The organism is Candidatus Dedyshia acidiphila (assembly GCF_051025295.1).
In the GTDB taxonomy this organism is placed as follows: Bacteria; Acidobacteriota; Terriglobia; order Terriglobales; family Acidobacteriaceae; genus KBS-83.
Map to the genome: position 1 here is coordinate 74,135 of NZ_JBMGJV010000010.1, position 16,136 is coordinate 90,270.

Below are 16,136 nucleotides of genomic sequence, written 5' to 3' on the forward strand. Positions count from 1 at the left end.
TCCATGGCAGACAAGGTTGTGCTTGCATACTCGGGTGGACTCGATACATCGATCATCATTCCGTGGCTGAATGAAAACTACGGGATGGACGTTATCGCCATGGTTGCCGACGTCGGCCAGGGCGAAGACATCGACGCGGTCGTTGAGAAGGCGAAGAAGACCGGCGCGAAGAAGGTCGTGGTACGCGATCTACGCGAAGAGTTCGTGCGCGAGTACGTCTTCCCCACCGTCCAGGCCGGCGCCGTGTACGAAAACAAGTACCTGCTTGGCACCTCGATTGCCCGTCCCGTGATCGCCAAGCACCAAGTCGAGGTCGCGCTCGCAGAAGGCGCCCGTGCCGTCGCGCATGGCTGCACTGGCAAGGGCAATGACCAGGTGCGCTTTGAGCACGCCTACCAGGCGCTCGCCCCGGAGCTGAAGGTGATCGCACCGTGGCGCGAGTGGACACTGAAGAGCCGCGAAGACTGCCTCGACTACGCCGAGGCGCACGGTATCTCGGTGACGGCCAGCCGCGAGAAGATCCATTCGCGTGACCGCAACCTGTGGCACGTGAGCCATGAGGGCGGCGAACTCGAAGACGCCGGCAACGCGCCGCTGTCGACGACGTGGACGATGACGCGCTCGCCCCAGGAAGCCCCCGACCGCGAAGAGCAGGTCACTATCGGCTTTCAGCGCGGAGTACCAGTCTCCGTGGACGGTATGGCGCTTCCGCCGGTGCAGTTGATCGAGCTGCTGAACGAGATCGGCGCGCGCAATGCGATCGGCCGCATTGACCTGGTGGAGAATCGCTTCGTCGGCATGAAGAGCCGCGGCTGCTACGAGACGCCTGGCGGGACGCTGGTCGTTGCTGCGCATCGCGAGCTCGAGGCACTCACGCTCGATCGCGATCTGTCGCACTATAAGCAGCATGTCGCGTTGCGGTACGCTGACCTGGTCTACAACGGCCTCTGGTTCACGCCGCTGCGCGAAGCCTTTGACGCGTTCGTCACCAACACGCAACAGAACGTCACTGGAACGGTCACACTCTCCCTTTACAAGGGCAACCTGAATATCGTCAGCCGGCAGTCGCCGCTCTCGCTCTACTCAACCGATCTCTCCTCCTTCACCATGGGCGAGAGCTACGACCAGAAGGATGCGAAGGGCTTTATCCAGATCCTTGGCCTGCCTGCGCGCACGCGGGCCCGGCTGCTCGAAAAGCAGAAAGAGGTTGTGAAGTGAAGATGTGGTCAGGCCGTTTCCGCGAGCCACTGGATCCACGGTTCGAGGAGTGGCAGCGCTCCTTTCCCTTTGACTGGCAGCTCCTCCCGCACGAGGTCGCTGCCAGCAAAGCGCATGCCAGCATGCTGGGTGCAGCGGGGCTGCTAACGGTTTCAGAGGTTTCATCACTACGCGATGCGCTCGACGCGATCCTCGCTGAGCACTGGCACGATGCCGCTCGCGCAGCACTTGCCTCCGACAAGCGCGCTGAAGACGTGCACCACTTTGTCGAGCTCGAGCTTACGGCGCGTGTCGGCGACCTTGGACTCAAGCTGCACACCGGTCGCAGCCGCAACGAGCAGATCGCGACCGACCTCCGTCTCTACGTCCGCGAGCAGGGGGCGGCGGCGAGCGACCACCTGCACCAATGGGCAGTTGCGCTGCTCGATCAGGCTGACGCAGCGGGCGATGCCGCGATGCCCGCCTACACGCACCTGCAGCGTGCGGAGCCAGTGCTCGTCGCGCACTGGCTGCTCGCCTACGTTGCCATGATCGAGCGCGACATCAGCCGACTCGCCGATCTATCCGCACGCCTCAACCTCTGCCCGCTCGGGTCTGGTGCCGTCGCCGGTGCGACACTTGCGCTCGACCGAACCATCGCCGCCGGCGAGCTTGGCTTCACCGCGCCGACCACCAACTCGATGGACGCGACCAGCGATCGTGACTTCGTCATTGAATTTCTGCAGGCGCTCTCGATCGTGGCCCTGCACCTCAGCCGGTTCGCCGAGGAGGTCACGCTGTTCGCCACCGCAGAGTTTGGCTTCGTGATCTTGCCGGAGCGCTTCTCCACCGGCTCGAGCGCGATGCCGCAGAAGCTCAATCCAGACTTCACGGAGTTGCTGCGCGGCCGCGCAGGTCGCGTCCTCGGTGCCGCGTACGCGGCCGAGGTGCAGATGAAGGGACTGCCGCTTGCCTACAACAAAGATCTTCAGGACCTGCAGCCTTCACTCTTCGGCGCCGTTGCGGGCTTGCTGCCCGCTCTTGAGCTGGTTCCTGACTTCACCCGCAGCTTGAGCTTTCACCTGGAAGTCTTGCGCGCAAAGGCAACTCGTGGCTACCTGAACGCCATGGCGGCAGCAACCTATCTCGCACACCGCGGTATACCCTTTCGCACGGCGCACCACATTGTCGGGCAGGCGGTCCGCGTCGCTCTCGATCGCAGCTGTGAGCTTGAAGAGTTGCCGCTGCCGGAGTTGCAGCAGCTATCCCCGGCGTTTGAGGCAGATGTGTACGCGGCGCTCACGCTCGAGGCGACGATCGACTGCCACGATGTGATCGGCGGCACGGCGCGGGCCCGCGTGCAGGAGGCGCTCTCTGCCGCACGCAAGCGGTTCGGCGCCTCCGTTGCTTCGGACTTGGAGGCAGTTCGTGCCGGTTCGTAAAGCTCGCCTGCAGGACGCCGAAAAGATCCACGCCCTGGTCAACAGCCTCTCCGGCGACGGCACGCTGCTCAGTCGCTCTTATGCGGAGATCTGCGAGAACATCCGCGACTTCACGGTGGCCGAGTCACCGTCGGGGGAGTTCCAGGGTTGCGGTGCTCTGCACCTCTATGGCCCACATCTCGCCGAGGTGCGCTCCATCGTCGTCCGTCCGGAGTGGAAGGGCTGCGGCCGCGGCCAGCACCTGATCCAGGCGCTGCTGGACGAGGCCGAGCAGCACGGCGTGGGCTGCGTCTGCCTGTTCACGCGTATCCCGCAGTTCTTCGCCAACTCTGGTTTCTTCGCAGTCGAGGATCGTGCCGCGCTGCCAGACAAGATTTACAAGGATTGCCAGGCCTGTCCGCGCATTCACGCCTGCGATGAAGTCGCGATGGCGCATGGTGTTTTGCCCGACGTTTCGATCCTGGGACCTCGCGAACCGGTCGAACAACTTGTTCAGCTGGCACGCAGCGCACCCTAGCTGAACTTTGCGTTCCGTGTACCGAAGGTTGTACTGTGTAGATATGCGACTGCATCGGTCGCCTTTGGAGCGTAATGTCTGCCGAAGTGGAGCCTGCGGTGGCCCTGAGTGAGATCGCGGTGGGTGATTCTGTCGTGATCGCAACGGTCGATCTGCCCGACCAGGTGGGTGACCACCTGATGCACCTTGGCTTTCTGCCGGAAGCAATCATTGAAGTGCTGCGACGCGCTCCAGCGGGTGATCCCACGGTTTATCGCGTGCTGGGCGCGGAGATCGCGCTTCGCCGCGAGACGGCCCGCCACATCCGTGTGCATCGCGCCTCGACGCCGGCCGGATCGACGGTGTACCCATGAGTTGCCACACCCCGACTCCATCCGCTGCCGTTCTCGAAGAGACCCCTGCCAAGCCCGGGCAGAGGGGCCGCTTCCGCAATATCGCGCTGATCGGGCCGCCGAACAGCGGCAAATCGACGCTCTTCAATCGTCTGACCGGATTGCGGCAGAAGGTCGCAAACTACCCCGGCGTCACGGTCGAGCAGCGCTCCGGCCGGATGAGCGGCATCAAGCGCAATGACCTCACATTGATCGACCTGCCGGGCATCTACAGCCTGGCCGGCTACTCGGAAGATGCGCGCGTTGCCGTCGATGTGCTGAAAGGCGAGATGCCCGGCACGCCGCGGCCCGATGCCGTGCTGCTCGTGCTCGATGCTCTCAACCTGAATCGTCAGCTGATGCTGGCCGGTCCGATTCTCGCGCTTGGGCTGCCGACCATGGTGCTGCTGAACATGGCAGACCTGATGGAGGCGCGTGGGGGCGCTGTCGATCCGCTGGCACTGGCCCAAGAGCTGGGGCGGCCCGTCGCGCTGATCAGTGCCGCCCGCGGCACGGGTATCGAGGCTATCGAGCGTTTTCTGCTCCAGCACGGCACGCAACATCCAGAGACAGCTAGAACGTTGCCTGTGCTGCCGATCGAGCTGCCGGTTCTGCAAAATCCCGGCGAATGCCGCCGCTGGGCTGCGCAGGTCAGCACACGCACCAAATACAAGGCGCCCGCGTCCCCGTTGTGGACACGCCGGCTGGACTCAGTGCTGCTACACCGTGTCTGGGGCCCGCTGATCTTCCTCGCGGTCGTGGTCACGGTTTTCCAGGTGGTCTTCACCATCGGCCAGCCGCTCAGCGACTGGATGGGCGACGGGCTGACCGATCTCGGCGCTCGGCTCACCAGCCTCATCCCAATCCCCTGGCTGCAGGCCATGCTGCGCGACGGCATCTGGCATGGCGTGCAGGCGGTGCTCGTCTTCCTGCCGCAGATTCTGCTGTTGTTCCTCTTCATTGGCGTCCTCGAAGACTCAGGCTATTTGGCGCGCGCGGCCCTGATCGCCGATCGCCTCATGCGCTCTATCGGGCTGAATGGCAAGGCCTTCATTCCCCTGCTCTCGGCCTACGCGTGCGCCGTGCCGGCCATCATGGCGACGCGCACGATCGAGAACAAGCGCGATCGCCTGGCCACCATCCTGGTCGCCCCGTTCATGACCTGCTCCGCGCGCCTGCCCATCTACACGCTCATCATCGCCGCCTTCGTGCCGAACCGGCCCGTGATCGGCCACCTGATCGGCATGCGTGCCTGCGTCATGCTCTCGCTCTATGTGCTCGGGTTCCTGGCAGCGCTGCTCACGGCGAAGTTGCTGAAGTCTTCGGTCCTCAAGGCGTCGTCATCACCTTTTGTTCTCGAATTGCCACAGTACCGCTGGCCCACGGTGCGGTCGTTGGGGCTGCGCCTCTACGACCGCAGCGCGCTCTTCCTCAAAAAGGCCGGGACGATCATCCTTGCGGTCAGCTTCGTGCTCTGGGTCCTGAGCGTGCTGCCACTGCACGGCGGCAGCATGGCGGATCTGTCCGCGAGCGTCATCGGCCGCATCGGTCATTTTGTGGAGCCAGTTCTGCGGCCGCTCGGCTTCAACTGGAAGATCGGCATCGGTCTGCTCAGCTCGATCATCGCGCGTGAAGTGATCGTAGGCACGCTGGGCACGCTCTACGGCGTCGACCCCAACACGCAGGCGCTGAGCCTGCAGGCAGCCCTCCGACATGACATGACGATCGGCGGCGCCATCGCACTCGTCGTCTTCTTCGCCTTCGCGATGCAGTGCACGTCAACCCTTGCCGTGGTCCGGCGCGAGACCAATAGCCTGCGCTGGCCCATCATCCAGTTCTGCTACATGAGCACGCTCGCGTACGTCGCGGCCCTGATCACGAATCAGGTGCTCTCGCGGCTGCTGTAACGCGCTGCTCTGGGGCGCATCACCGGCAGATAAGCTCGTACCCGCGCCTATCTGCGACAATAGAGACTGAGTCCGCACGATGATTTCTGTAAACAATGTGAGCATGCGCTACGGCGCAAAGGTCCTGTTCGACGACGTCACCATCAACTTCATCCCTGGTCGCCGCTACGGCCTGACCGGGCCCAATGGCTCCGGCAAATCCACCTTCATGAAGGTCCTCGCTGGAGACATCGACGCGCAGAAGGGCACGGTGGTGCGCCCGAAGAAGATCTCGGTGCTGCGCCAGGATCAGTACGCATTCGACGCGTACCGCGTGATCGACACGGTCATCATGGGCAATAAGGGCCTATGGGCGGCGCTCGAGGAGCGCGAGGCTATCTACTCGAAGCCCGAGATGACCGATGAAGACGGCATGCGGCTGGGCGAGCTCGAAGGCACGGTCGGGGAAGAGGATGGCTACACCGCTGAAAGCGATGCGGCAATCCTGCTGCAGGGTCTCGACATCCCCGACGAACTGCACGAGCGCCGGATGGGCGAGTTGCAGGGCGGGCAGAAGGTGCGTGTGCTGCTGGCGCAGGCACTGTTCGGCAAGCCGCAGGCACTGCTGCTGGACGAGCCAACGAACTACCTCGATCTCGATTCGATCCACTGGCTGCAGGACTTCCTTCTGCATTTCGAAGGCACGCTGATCACCATCTCGCACGATCGGCACTTCCTGAACAGTGTCTGCACCCACATCGCCGACATCGACTACGAGACGATCATCACCTACACCGGCGGCTACGATGACATGGTCGTGGCGAAGACGCAGATCCGCTCGCGGCTTGAATCGCAGAATGAGCAGCGCGAGAAGAAGATCTCGCAGCTGAACGAATTCATCGCGCGCTTTTCCGCCGGTACGCGGTCGAGCCAGGTCACGTCGCGCAAGAAGGAAGTCGAGCGGCTGCAGACCACGGAACTCGCGCGCTCGAACATCGCGCGCCCTTTCATCCGGTTCGACATGCTGCGCCCGTCGGGTAAGCATGTGCTCGAATTCGACTCAGTGAAGAAGAGCTACGGCGACGAGGCAGTGATCCGCGGCTTCAGCGGCTCGGCGATGCGCGGCGAGAAGATCTGCCTCATGGGTCGTAACGGTCTCGGCAAGACCACGCTGCTCAAGTCACTGCTCTCCGGCCTGCCCGATCTGGTCGAAAAGGATTTTCGCCCGGACGGCGGCACCGTGAAGTGGGGCCACGAGGCGCAGGTCGGCTACTTCCCGCAGGATGTCTCCGGCATGATCGATAAGGGCACCACGGTAGCGGAGTGGCTGCATAACTTCGATCCGCAGGCGAGCAAGGAAGACATACGCGGCATCCTCGGCCAGATGCTCTTCCGCGGTGAAGAGGGCCTGAAACCCACCGATGCGCTCTCCGGCGGCGAGGCAGCACGCCTTCTCTTCTGTCGCATGATGATGCAGAAGCCGAACATTCTCGCACTCGACGAACCGACCAATCACCTCGACCTGGAATCGATCAACGCGCTGAACATCGCACTCCAGCGTTACGAGGGCACGGTCCTGCTGATTACGCACGACCACGACCTCATCGACGAAGTCGCGACGCGCATCTGGCACTTCGATGGCTCAGGGATCGAAGACTTCAAGGGCCCGTACGAGGAATACCAGGCCGCCACGGCAGCGGTGAGCAAGTAACGCATCTCTGCAATGAGAAGCCACTGAGGCCCGGCTTACCAGCCGGGCCTCAGTGTTTTGGAGCGGATGCAGGTACCGTCGTGGGAGCCGAGGCCTCGCCGTTCTCACCGGCAGGCACATTCTTTGTCAGCTTGCGCCAGAGGAACTCACGAAACAGGTTGTCGATCGCGCTGCCGCCGATCGCGATCGCGGAGTTGCTCAGCGTCAGCCCGACTCCGCGGTCGTTCGACGGATGGTAGGCGTTCGAGATCGCGCCCGCGCCGAAGTACCCGAGAACGCGCGAGTAGCCGAAGTGGTCATGTCTGTGATCGTCGCGTGTGATCACACTTCTCTCAACCGCATAGAGGGTGCGCTGCCGGATCGTACCTGCCCCTTTGTAGAAATAGCGCGGGTCCTCATGAAAGAGCGATGGCAGAATCGCGCTTGAAAGCATGCGGCTGATCGTGAGATCCGCGTAGTCAGCGCCATAGCGCTTCGCATAGCCCTGAAAGCCGCTGCCGTACTGACCGTAGGCATTTACGTACTGCTGCCCTGCGGCAGCGAGGCCTGTGGTCAGGAAGGTCACAGGGTCCAGCACGGAGTGGGCGGCGAGTCTGAACTTCTGAGAGCGGTCGAGTGGCGCCGCGTCCCAGATATAGCTGGTGTAAAAGTTCGGGATCACACCAAGCAGGCGCTGGTGCACCTGTTCATCGATCTGCGCGTCTGCCACCTCGGTTGGGGTCGCGGTTACGTGCACGACGGAGCTGGTGCCGGTCACCGCGAGCGGAATCGGGTGCAGAGTCAGCGCCTGATTTGCCCCGAGCACCACATTCGCGTTCTGGTAGCTCTGCAGGCCCGTGAGGCTGACTACAAGGGAGTAGGTTCCGGGGACAAGATAGCGAAACGTGAAGTACCCCTGCTCGTCCGAGACGAGCGTGCGCTCAGGCATGACTGCCGATGTCAGCTTTACCGACGCGCCCTCGAGCGGCGCTCCGCTCATATCCGTGACGCGACCGGAGATTGTTGCCGTTCCGGCCGCATCACCGCCCGCCTGTGCTGGCTCGGGAGCGTCCGGCAGCGTGAGCGATGCCCTGACGGATGGCCCCGCGGGCTGGGCATGCGCGAGTCCAAGACCGAACACCAGCGCTGCCGAGACGCAGAACGAAAGGCTTCGGTTGCCTGTCATCGCCGGTCCATGTTTCTCAGCATGTGTCAGTAGGGGCTCCATCGAGTCACCATCTAGATGCGGTTCAGACGCCCACTCGATGCAAAAGGTCACGATTCGCCAGGCAGGTCAAGCGGGATGTGAATACCGCGAGAATGCGTGCAAGATGTCGCTGACGGGGAGCGGTTGCGATAGGGATTCCCTCTCAACCTGCCGTAATCTGGTGTTTCTATCTATGCCACCGTTGCTCAATGCTCAATCCATTCAGAAGGCCTTCGGCGCCCGGCCGCTGTTCCGCTCACTGTCGTTCACGGTCGAGGAGGGCGCGCGCATTGGCCTTATTGGACCAAACGGCGCAGGCAAATCGACACTGCTGCGCATCCTCGCGGGCGAGGTAGACCCGGACGAGGGCGAGGTCGTTTCGCGCAAACGTACTCGAATCAGCTACGTGGAGCAGGTCTCCGCGTACCGCTCTGGGCAGACCGTGTGGTCGATCGTCGAGGACGCGGTGCGCGCCGCGGCTGTACCGGCGGCAGAGCGGGAGCGCCTGATTCGCGAGACGCTGGGCCGCGCCGGGTTTACCGACTTCACGGCTGAGGCTGTCTTGCTCTCGGGTGGCTGGCGCAAGCGGCTCGCCATCGTCAGCGCTCTCGCAACCGCGCCGGATGTCCTGCTGCTCGATGAGCCGACGAATCATCTGGATCTCGAAGGCATCGAGTGGCTGGAGGGCCTGCTCGCCGATGCGAGCTTCGCCTCGGTCACGATTAGCCACGATCGGTACTTCCTCGAGTCGGTTGCGTCGGACATTGTTGAGATCAATCCCGCGTACCCGAACGGCCTCCTGCGGGCCGAGGGCAACTACAGCCACTTCCTCGAAGAGAAGGAGGCCTTCCTCGAAGCTCAGCAGCGACGGCAGGAGGCGCTTGAAGGCCGCGTGCGTACCGAGATCGCCTGGCTGCGCCGTGGGCCCAAGGCACGCGCGACCAAGGCAAAGGCGCGCATCGATTCAGCGCACGCCATGATCGCTGAACTGAACGAAGTCAGCGCGCGCAATCGCACGGCCACCACCGATATCGAGTTCACCGCGAGCGGCCGCGAATCGAAGCGGTTGGTGACGCTCGATCGCGTCAGTTACAGCGTCGGCGAGCGCACGCTGTTTCGCGATCTGACGTTTCCGCTCACAGCCGGCACACGCGTCGGCCTCGTGGGTCCGAATGGCAGCGGCAAGACCACGCTGCTGCGGCTGCTTCGCGGTGAGATCGAAGCCACGAGTGGCAGCCTGCAGCGAGCGAACGCACTGCGCATCGTCTACTTCGACCAGAACCGGGTGCTCGAGCCCAACCTGACGCTGCGCCGCGCTCTTGCGCCGGATAGCGACTCGGTCGTCTACCAGGATCGCGTCATCCACGTCGCATCGTGGGCCTCGCGTTTCCTCTTCACGGGTGAACAGTTGCATCAGCCGGTCAGTGCACTCTCTGGCGGCGAGCGCGCACGCGTGCTCATGGCGCGTCTCATGCTCGAACCCGCCGACCTGCTGCTGCTCGACGAGCCGACCAACGATCTCGACATCCCAACCCTCGAGATTCTCGAGGAGAGCCTGCTCGAGTTCCGCGGCGCGCTGGTGCTAGTCACACACGATCGCTACCTGCTCGACCGCGTATCAACGGTTGTGCTGGGGCTGGACGGGCTCGGCAATGCCGGACAGTTCGCGGACTACCGGCAGTGGGAGGAGTGGCGCGACGAACAGGAGCGCTCTCGCGGATCGCAGGGCAAGTCGGCCACAGGCCTATCGACGCAGCCAGGGTCCGCCGCCCCCGCGCGCAAGAAGCTCTCGTACATCGAAGGGCGTGATTACGAGACGATCGAAGCGCGCATTGCCGAAGCGGATGCAGCGCTGAGTCAGGCTGAGATCGAGGTAAACGATCCAACCAACGCGAGCGATGCGGTTGCGCTGCAACGCGCGTTGGAGCGGCTGGCCAATGCCCAGGCGAATCACGACGCACTGCTGGAACGCTGGATGGAACTCGAAGCCAAGCTCAACGGCTAAGTCTCGCTAACGCGTGCTGCCCCGAGTTTCGAGCAGCACCGCGTCCGCCTCGTCTTTTGCGCCAGGGCCGCCATGAACGGTCTCAGGCGGATCGCTCGGGTTGTGCGGATTCTCCGACGAGTTGTCGTACACGACGCGCCAGTGCAGTGTTGCGCCTTTCGGCAACTGCACTGGTTGCTTATAGCGATAGACCTCCACCCAGTCTGGATCCCAGCGTGGAATCGAAAGCAGCCAGATCTGCCGCCCCGCAGACGTGGTGGCGTAGACATCGAAGCTGCGTGCCAGGAAGTGCGCACGCGGGTAGATTGCGGTCACCTGCATGGCCGCAGTCAGCGGCACGCTGTCCTCGAGCGTGGTCGTCGCCGCACCGGTCGGCAAATTGATCGCGCCCTTGTGCTCGTAGCGGACCACGTGCGCTGTTGCCGGTGGGCGGGTCGCGCCGCGCTCATAGTAGAGCCCCACTTGGAACTTCAGATCGACGGTGCGCCCCGTCGTCTTCAGGTGAGCCTGCAGGAGCAGGTTCGTCTTCGCCGTAACCGGCCACTGTTCGCCCGCATGCAGCTCGACAGGTGCTGTTCCGGGCTGCCAGAAGATCAAGCCGGCATTTCCTGACATGTTCGCAACCGGCGGCTCAAGACTGCCGGGGTCCTGCACTGCCGTGCCGGTCGGATCGAATGTCAGCAGGACGCCGCGGACCGCTTGCGGCTCACTGGGCCGGATTGCAATCGCGCGCAGACGGTGCCCCTGCGCAGCGCCGGCCGGCAGGGAGACGGTCATAAAGATATCCGTGCCGCTGCCCGGAACGCTGACGGGAGCCGCGCTGGTCAGAATGGTGTCCGGCGACCCGAGCGTCCATTCGCTAGCCGGAGCTGCGGCGGGAGAACTCGGCGCGGCCGCGCCACCCGGAGCGCCTGCGCTGACCCAGGCGCGGATGGCCGCGAGCTCCTGATCGCTGAGCCGCCGCTCACCAACAAACTCACCCTTGCCTGGGGCGGGAAGCCATGGCGGCATGTAGCGGCTCTGCGTCACTTCCAGGATCTGCCCGCTCCACTGCTTGGCATCGTCGTAGCTCTGCAGATCGAAGGGAGCGCCGCCCTGCGGACTGTGGCAGCTTGCGCATTGATGCTGCAGGATCGGGGCGACCGAAGCATATGTTCCTGCTGCCTGCCCGGTGGCCACCATGCTCCCAGCGCAGCCCATTGACATCAGAGCGGCCAGGACGCCCAGGACTCGATTCTTCACACCTGTGAGGATACAGTCGGTGCGCATGGGGTTGTGCCGCAGTGTGCCGACGGTCCATTCAGGAACTTCGTAGCGCCGAAGTTGTACGGGCCAGTACGGACGCCCCATGCCCGCAACAGCGGCCCGGAGCTATGCTTGGCACAGCCCGCGCTCCTGGGGCAAAACCTTCGCATGTCTCGCACGCCACTCACTCGTACGCTCCTCGCCACCCTTCCGGTCTGCGGCGCCCTGCTGTCCGGGATAGCGGGCATGCGTGGCTGGCCGATTCCCTTGAGCGTGCTCGCCATGGCCACTGTTGCTGCGGCCTGCTCGGCGATCTACTGGCCCGTTCCGGCAAAGGCGGCAGACGACGACGCTTCCGTCGAGACCGTGACCGCTCCGTCCTTAGCTAGCGAATCACTTCCGATTGCCGCTGCCGCCGAACCAGCCGTCTCGCTGGCCCTCCAGTCGATGCCCCCTGAGCAGGGCAGTGTCGGCACGCGCGCCGACACCCTCGTGACCGGACAGGAACCCGAGACGGATCTGCTGACCGGGTTGCTGGCCCCGCAGGCCTTCTTCGCCCGCGTCACCAGCGAGTTGGATCGCTGTCGCGCTGCCGGCCAAACCGCAACGCTGATGATCTGCGACCTGGACCAGTTCCAGCGCGTGAACCAGCACCTTGGACTGATCGATGCCAACCAACTTCTGCGCCACATCGCGGACCGCTTTCGGGCGACAGTACGCGATCGCGATGTCCTTTCCAGGCTGGGCGGCGACGAGTTTGGCATCTTCTTCCCCGGCCTGACGCCGGAGACGGCAGAAAACCGTGTCCGCGATCTGCGCGCGGCTCTGCGCGATGCGGGTCTCGAGGCACTGCCAGCGGAGACGCCACAACTGACGGCTTCCCTGGGAATGAGCCACTTCCCGGCAGAAGGTCAGAGCATCGAGTCCCTGATGGCAATCGCCGACCGCGGGTTAGCGGACGCGAAGCGCGAACGCGCGGAGACAGCCAACCGCCCTACCGCAGCCGCCCTCTTGCTGACTCGCTCCTGATCCCGTCCAAGCCAATTGCAGACGGTGCTTGCATCCTCCTCGCAGGGGCATCAGGCTTAAGGCAATGCGCCGCTCTCTCCTGCTCTGCTCTGCCCTGCTCTTCATCTCCGCGCTCTGCCCGGCAACTACTCCCGCTCAGCAAGCCGCCACTTCGCCAGCGCGGGCGACCAGTACGCCTTACAGTGGCGACCTGTCCATCTTTGAAACGCCGGGACGCGACCAGCGACTGCAGATCGGCCGCGTGATGGATCTCCTTGGCTTGAAGCCCGGCCGTTCGGTCGCGGATATCGGAGCCGGTTCCGGCTGGTTCACCGTGCGGGCCGCGCGTCGGGTCGCCCCCGGCGGAACCGTCTATGCGGAGGACATCAACCCGGCGGCAGTGAGCCACATTCGCGAGCGGGCGGAACAGGAGCACCTCGCTAATGTTCAGGTGGTCGAAGGTACGTCGGACGACCCGAAGCTGCCGCCCGCGAGCGTTGACGCCGTCATGCTGCTGAAGGTCTACCACGAGATCGCACAGCCAGAGTCGCTTCTCGCCCACCTGCGCCCGGCGCTACGGCCCGGCGCGAAGATCGGGATCATCGACCGGAACGGCAATGGAGCAGATCACGGCCTCGACGAGAAGGTGGTCACCCGTGAGCTGGAACAGGCAGGCTTCCTTGTCAGCGGCCGATACACTTTCACGAAGGCCGACGGCCAGGACTACTTCCTCATCTTCACCGCGAAGTAGTCGGGCGCGTCAGCCAGTGTTGCGTAGCCCTGCGGAGATGCCATTGATCGTCGCTCCAAGTGCGCGCTTCAATGCGTCCGAGTCGTCACCGCTCCGCTTGCGCCGCAGCAGCTCCACCTGCAGCAGGCTCATCGGGTCCACGTACGGATTGCGCAATCGAATCGACCGCGCCAGCACCGGATTCGATTCGAGCAGCACGCGCTGACCAGTTATCTGGAGAATGGCGCGTTCCGTTCGTTCGAACTCGTCTTCGAGAGTGCGGAAGACCCGTTCGCGAAGCTCGCGGTCATCGACCAGCTCACTGTAAAGGCGGGCGATGCCGAAGTCCGACTTGGCGAGCGCCATCTCGACGTTGCGGATCAGGTCGATGAACAGCGGAAAGCTGGCCATCATCGAGCGCAGCAAGCCCAGGTCGCGTTCGGCAAATTGGCTTAACGCATGCCCCACACCGAACCACGCCGGCAGTTGGTGCCGGCTCTGCGTCCAGCCGAAGACCCACGGGATGGCGCGCAGATCCCCCAGACTTCGTTTGCCACTTCGCCGCGAGGGCCGCGACCCGATCCGCACATTTTCGAGTTCCGCGACGGGCGTCGCCTGCTCGAAGTACTCGAGCAACTCGGGATCGTCGACGACGTGCTTGCGGTAGAAGGTGAAGCTCTCGTTCGAGAGCGTATTCATGGCCTCCTCCCAGGCCGGCTGCATGCGCCCGCTCAGCGGTGCACCCGGCAGCCGATCGTTCGGTCGCGCCAGCGCATCGAGTGCGGCTGCCAGCATCAGCTCCAGGTTGCGTTCGGCCAGCACAACATCGCCGTACTTGAAGCTGAGCACCTCGCCCTGTTCCGTGATTCGCAACTCTCCATCGAACGCATCGAACGGTTGCGCGTAGATCGAGCGATGCGTCGGACCGCCGCCACGGCCGACCGTACCGCCGCGGCCATGGAAGAGTCGCAGCCGCACCTCGCACTCGCGCGCCACCTCATGCAGGGCACGATGCGCGCGGTAGATCTCCCACGTGCTCGTCAGCATGCCGCCGTCCTTGTTCGAATCGGAGTAGCCCAGCATGATCTCCTGCGTGTTGTTCCAGGAGGCCAGCAGCTCGCGATACTCCGGCGCGCTCCATAACGCACGGCATATCTCAGGCGCGCGCTGCAGATCTTCGATGGATTCGAACAGTGGGACTGGCATTAATCCGTGAAGCCCCTTGCCTCCCTCGACCTGCACACCGGCGATGCGCGCCAGACCCACGACACGCAGCACATCCTCGCTCGACGCTGCCCCGCTGATCACGTAGTGGCGAATCGCCTCTCGATAGGGCCCCTGCTGCAGCCGCGCAACCGCGCGAAACGTGTTCAGCACGTCCTCGCTCTCCGGGGCCAGGCTCTCCGCGGCCTTGCCCTCGACGGCTGCGCAACCCACCGCCGCGCTCACCTGCTCCACGGCCTGGCGGTGCAGCTTCGCGTGCTGGCGAACATCCAGCGTGTGCAGGTGCAGTCCGAAGGTCCGCAGTTCGATCAGCAGCGGGTCCACCAGCTCGGCCGCAATCCGTTCACCGCGATTTTCGGCTAGGCTCTGGCGCAGGAGCAGCAGATCTTCGCGAAACTCGGCCGCATCCCGGTACGGAGCGAGCGACGTCGACTCTCCTGCATGCCCGTCCAGCCGCTGCTGAACGGAGCGCAGGAACTGGCGATACCTCTCCAGTCCATAACGCTCTGCGCTCGTTTGCATCGACGCCGGAACCTGGGCCAGGTAGCGTTCAAGCTGCTGGTTGAGAGCGCTGCTGATATCCACCTGCTGAACCGAGTTCGTCAGCAGATCGAACAAGGACTGCACCTCGTCCCGGTAAAAGCCAAGGATGTGCTCGCGCGCATCGCGGAGCGCCTCTTCCGTCACCTCTGGTGTGACAAATGGATTGCCGTCGCGGTCACCGCCGATCCACGAGCCGAAGCTCAGCATTAGCGGCATGTCTGCAGGCGGAAGTACCCGTCCGTACTCGGCGGCAAACGCGGCCGCCAGTTCAGCGTAGAGCGCCGGCACGGTCGCAAAGATGGAGGCGCGGTAGAGGTCCAACCCCATCTTGACCTCGTCGCTCACCAGCGGGCGGCGCGCACGCACTTCATCTGTTTGCCAAAGCGCCGTGATCTCGGCAGCGATGGCCGTCTGCAGGCGGTCAAGCTCCACGTCCGGCAGCGGGATGCGGTCCAGTTCCTCGAGCAGAGCGCCCAGCCGACGCCGCTTGTAGAGCACGGACCGCCGTGCAACCTCCGTCGGGTGCGCCGTGAACACCGGCGTGATGTGCAGCCGCTGCATGTACCCGAGCGCGGCATCGGCGTCGATGCCGGCAAGCCGCATCGCGCGCAGCGTTCCGCGAAACGAGCCGCGCTGCACTGCGGTTTGCGCCGCGCCATCGTCGGACTCAAGCTGCAGGGAGACGCGGCGGCGCTTGCGGTGGTTCGTCTCCGCCAGGTTGATCAGTTCGAAGTAGTAGGCGAACGCACGCGTGATCTGGTAGGCATCCGGCAGGTCAAGGCCGTCCACCACGGCCATCTGCTGCTGCAGCAGATCCTCGGCCCGTTGCGCTTCGCCATTCGCTGCGGCTTCTCGCCTCTCGATCGAGAGCTGGCGCAGGTGCTCTTCCAGACCGAAGAGGCGCTCGCCGGCCTGCTCGCGCAGCACATCGCCCAGCAGCATGCCGAGCGACCGCACATCACGGCGGAGCGGCACTTCCTTCAGGTCACCCGTGCGCGCTTCCAGCTCCTCAAGTCGCGACGCCCAGCTCTCTGGCTTCCACAGCAGGGGGCTCATTGTGCCTCCAGTATG

12 protein-coding genes are annotated in these 16,136 nt (G+C 64.1%); 9 read left to right on the forward strand and 3 right to left on the reverse strand.

The genetic code is table 11. The annotated features are described in order from the left end of the window. Positions 1-3: 3 nt before the first annotated feature. From AC5IJH_RS06390 to AC5IJH_RS06415, 6 genes are all read left to right on the forward strand, one after another. Entirely contained in the window at positions 4-1,218 is a 1,215-nt protein-coding gene (locus AC5IJH_RS06390) for an argininosuccinate synthase (protein ID WP_491901976.1), read from the forward strand. After that, positions 1,215-2,639 carry an argininosuccinate lyase gene (argH, locus tag AC5IJH_RS06395; RefSeq protein WP_491901977.1) on the forward strand — a complete coding sequence of 475 codons (1,425 nt, stop codon included), beginning with the start codon at positions 1,215-1,217 and terminating at the stop codon, positions 2,637-2,639. Before AC5IJH_RS06390 ends, argH begins: the two co-directional genes overlap by 4 nt. After that, positions 2,626-3,156 carry a GNAT family N-acetyltransferase gene (locus AC5IJH_RS06400; protein ID WP_491901978.1) on the forward strand — a complete coding sequence of 177 codons (531 nt, stop codon included), beginning with the start codon at positions 2,626-2,628 and terminating at the stop codon, positions 3,154-3,156. The genes argH and AC5IJH_RS06400 overlap by 14 nt, the downstream gene beginning before the upstream one ends. A 74-nt stretch (positions 3,157-3,230) precedes the next feature. Beyond that, a complete protein-coding gene (locus tag AC5IJH_RS06405; RefSeq protein ID WP_491901979.1) occupies positions 3,231-3,509 on the forward strand; it encodes a FeoA family protein in 279 nt (92 codons plus the stop codon). After that, on the forward strand, positions 3,506-5,434 hold the full coding sequence (gene feoB / locus AC5IJH_RS06410) for a ferrous iron transport protein B (protein ID WP_491901980.1): 1,929 nt from the start codon (positions 3,506-3,508) through the stop codon (positions 5,432-5,434). The genes AC5IJH_RS06405 and feoB overlap by 4 nt, the downstream gene beginning before the upstream one ends. Positions 5,435-5,513: 79 nt before the next feature. Further along, positions 5,514-7,124: an ABC-F family ATP-binding cassette domain-containing protein gene (locus tag AC5IJH_RS06415; RefSeq protein ID WP_491901981.1), complete on the forward strand. Its 1,611-nt coding sequence runs from the start codon at positions 5,514-5,516 to the stop codon at positions 7,122-7,124. Between the two features lie 49 nt (positions 7,125-7,173). Here AC5IJH_RS06415 and AC5IJH_RS06420 read toward each other — a convergent pair whose 3' ends face one another. Then, positions 7,174-8,289: a carboxypeptidase-like regulatory domain-containing protein gene (locus AC5IJH_RS06420; protein ID WP_491901982.1), complete on the reverse strand. Its 1,116-nt coding sequence runs from the start codon at positions 8,287-8,289 to the stop codon at positions 7,174-7,176. Between the two features lie 214 nt (positions 8,290-8,503). Here AC5IJH_RS06420 and AC5IJH_RS06425 point away from each other — a divergent pair, with 214 nt between their 5' ends. Then, positions 8,504-10,315 carry an ABC-F family ATP-binding cassette domain-containing protein gene (locus AC5IJH_RS06425; protein ID WP_491901983.1) on the forward strand — a complete coding sequence of 604 codons (1,812 nt, stop codon included), beginning with the start codon at positions 8,504-8,506 and terminating at the stop codon, positions 10,313-10,315. 6 nt (positions 10,316-10,321) lie between these two features. On the opposite strand, the gene AC5IJH_RS06430 is transcribed toward AC5IJH_RS06425, so the two are convergent. Continuing rightward, positions 10,322-11,557 carry a c-type cytochrome gene (locus AC5IJH_RS06430; RefSeq protein WP_491901984.1) on the reverse strand — a complete coding sequence of 412 codons (1,236 nt, stop codon included), beginning with the start codon at positions 11,555-11,557 and terminating at the stop codon, positions 10,322-10,324. 171 nt (positions 11,558-11,728) lie between these two features. On the opposite strand from AC5IJH_RS06430, the gene AC5IJH_RS06435 reads away from it, so the two are divergent. Continuing rightward, the gene (locus AC5IJH_RS06435) at positions 11,729-12,589 is read left to right on the forward strand and encodes a GGDEF domain-containing protein (protein ID WP_491901985.1); all 861 of its coding nucleotides are present in this window, start codon (positions 11,729-11,731) and stop codon (positions 12,587-12,589) included. A 64-nt stretch (positions 12,590-12,653) separates the two neighbouring features. Further along, complete coding sequence (locus AC5IJH_RS06440; protein WP_491901986.1) at positions 12,654-13,319, forward strand: class I SAM-dependent methyltransferase; 666 nt, start codon at positions 12,654-12,656, stop codon at positions 13,317-13,319. A gap of 9 nt (positions 13,320-13,328) precedes the next feature. Here the strand turns inward: AC5IJH_RS06440 and AC5IJH_RS06445 are convergent, their stop codons facing one another. Beyond that, entirely contained in the window at positions 13,329-16,121 is a 2,793-nt protein-coding gene (locus AC5IJH_RS06445; protein WP_491901987.1) for a phosphoenolpyruvate carboxylase, read from the reverse strand. Between the last annotated feature and the right edge of the window lie 15 nt (positions 16,122-16,136).

Coding starts and splice junctions, on each gene's coding strand:
- AC5IJH_RS06390 (WP_491901976.1), top strand. CDS start 4: ATGGCAGACAAGGTTGTGCTTGCATACTCGGGTGGACTCGATACATCG.
- AC5IJH_RS06405 (WP_491901979.1), top strand. CDS start 3,231: ATGTCTGCCGAAGTGGAGCCTGCGGTGGCCCTGAGTGAGATCGCGGTG.
- feoB (WP_491901980.1), top strand. CDS start 3,506: ATGAGTTGCCACACCCCGACTCCATCCGCTGCCGTTCTCGAAGAGACC.
- AC5IJH_RS06415 (WP_491901981.1), top strand. CDS start 5,514: ATGATTTCTGTAAACAATGTGAGCATGCGCTACGGCGCAAAGGTCCTG.
- AC5IJH_RS06420 (WP_491901982.1), bottom strand. CDS start 8,289: ATGACAGGCAACCGAAGCCTTTCGTTCTGCGTCTCGGCAGCGCTGGTG.
- AC5IJH_RS06425 (WP_491901983.1), top strand. CDS start 8,504: ATGCCACCGTTGCTCAATGCTCAATCCATTCAGAAGGCCTTCGGCGCC.
- AC5IJH_RS06435 (WP_491901985.1), top strand. CDS start 11,729: ATGTCTCGCACGCCACTCACTCGTACGCTCCTCGCCACCCTTCCGGTC.
- AC5IJH_RS06440 (WP_491901986.1), top strand. CDS start 12,654: ATGCGCCGCTCTCTCCTGCTCTGCTCTGCCCTGCTCTTCATCTCCGCG.
- AC5IJH_RS06445 (WP_491901987.1), bottom strand. CDS start 16,121: ATGAGCCCCCTGCTGTGGAAGCCAGAGAGCTGGGCGTCGCGACTTGAG.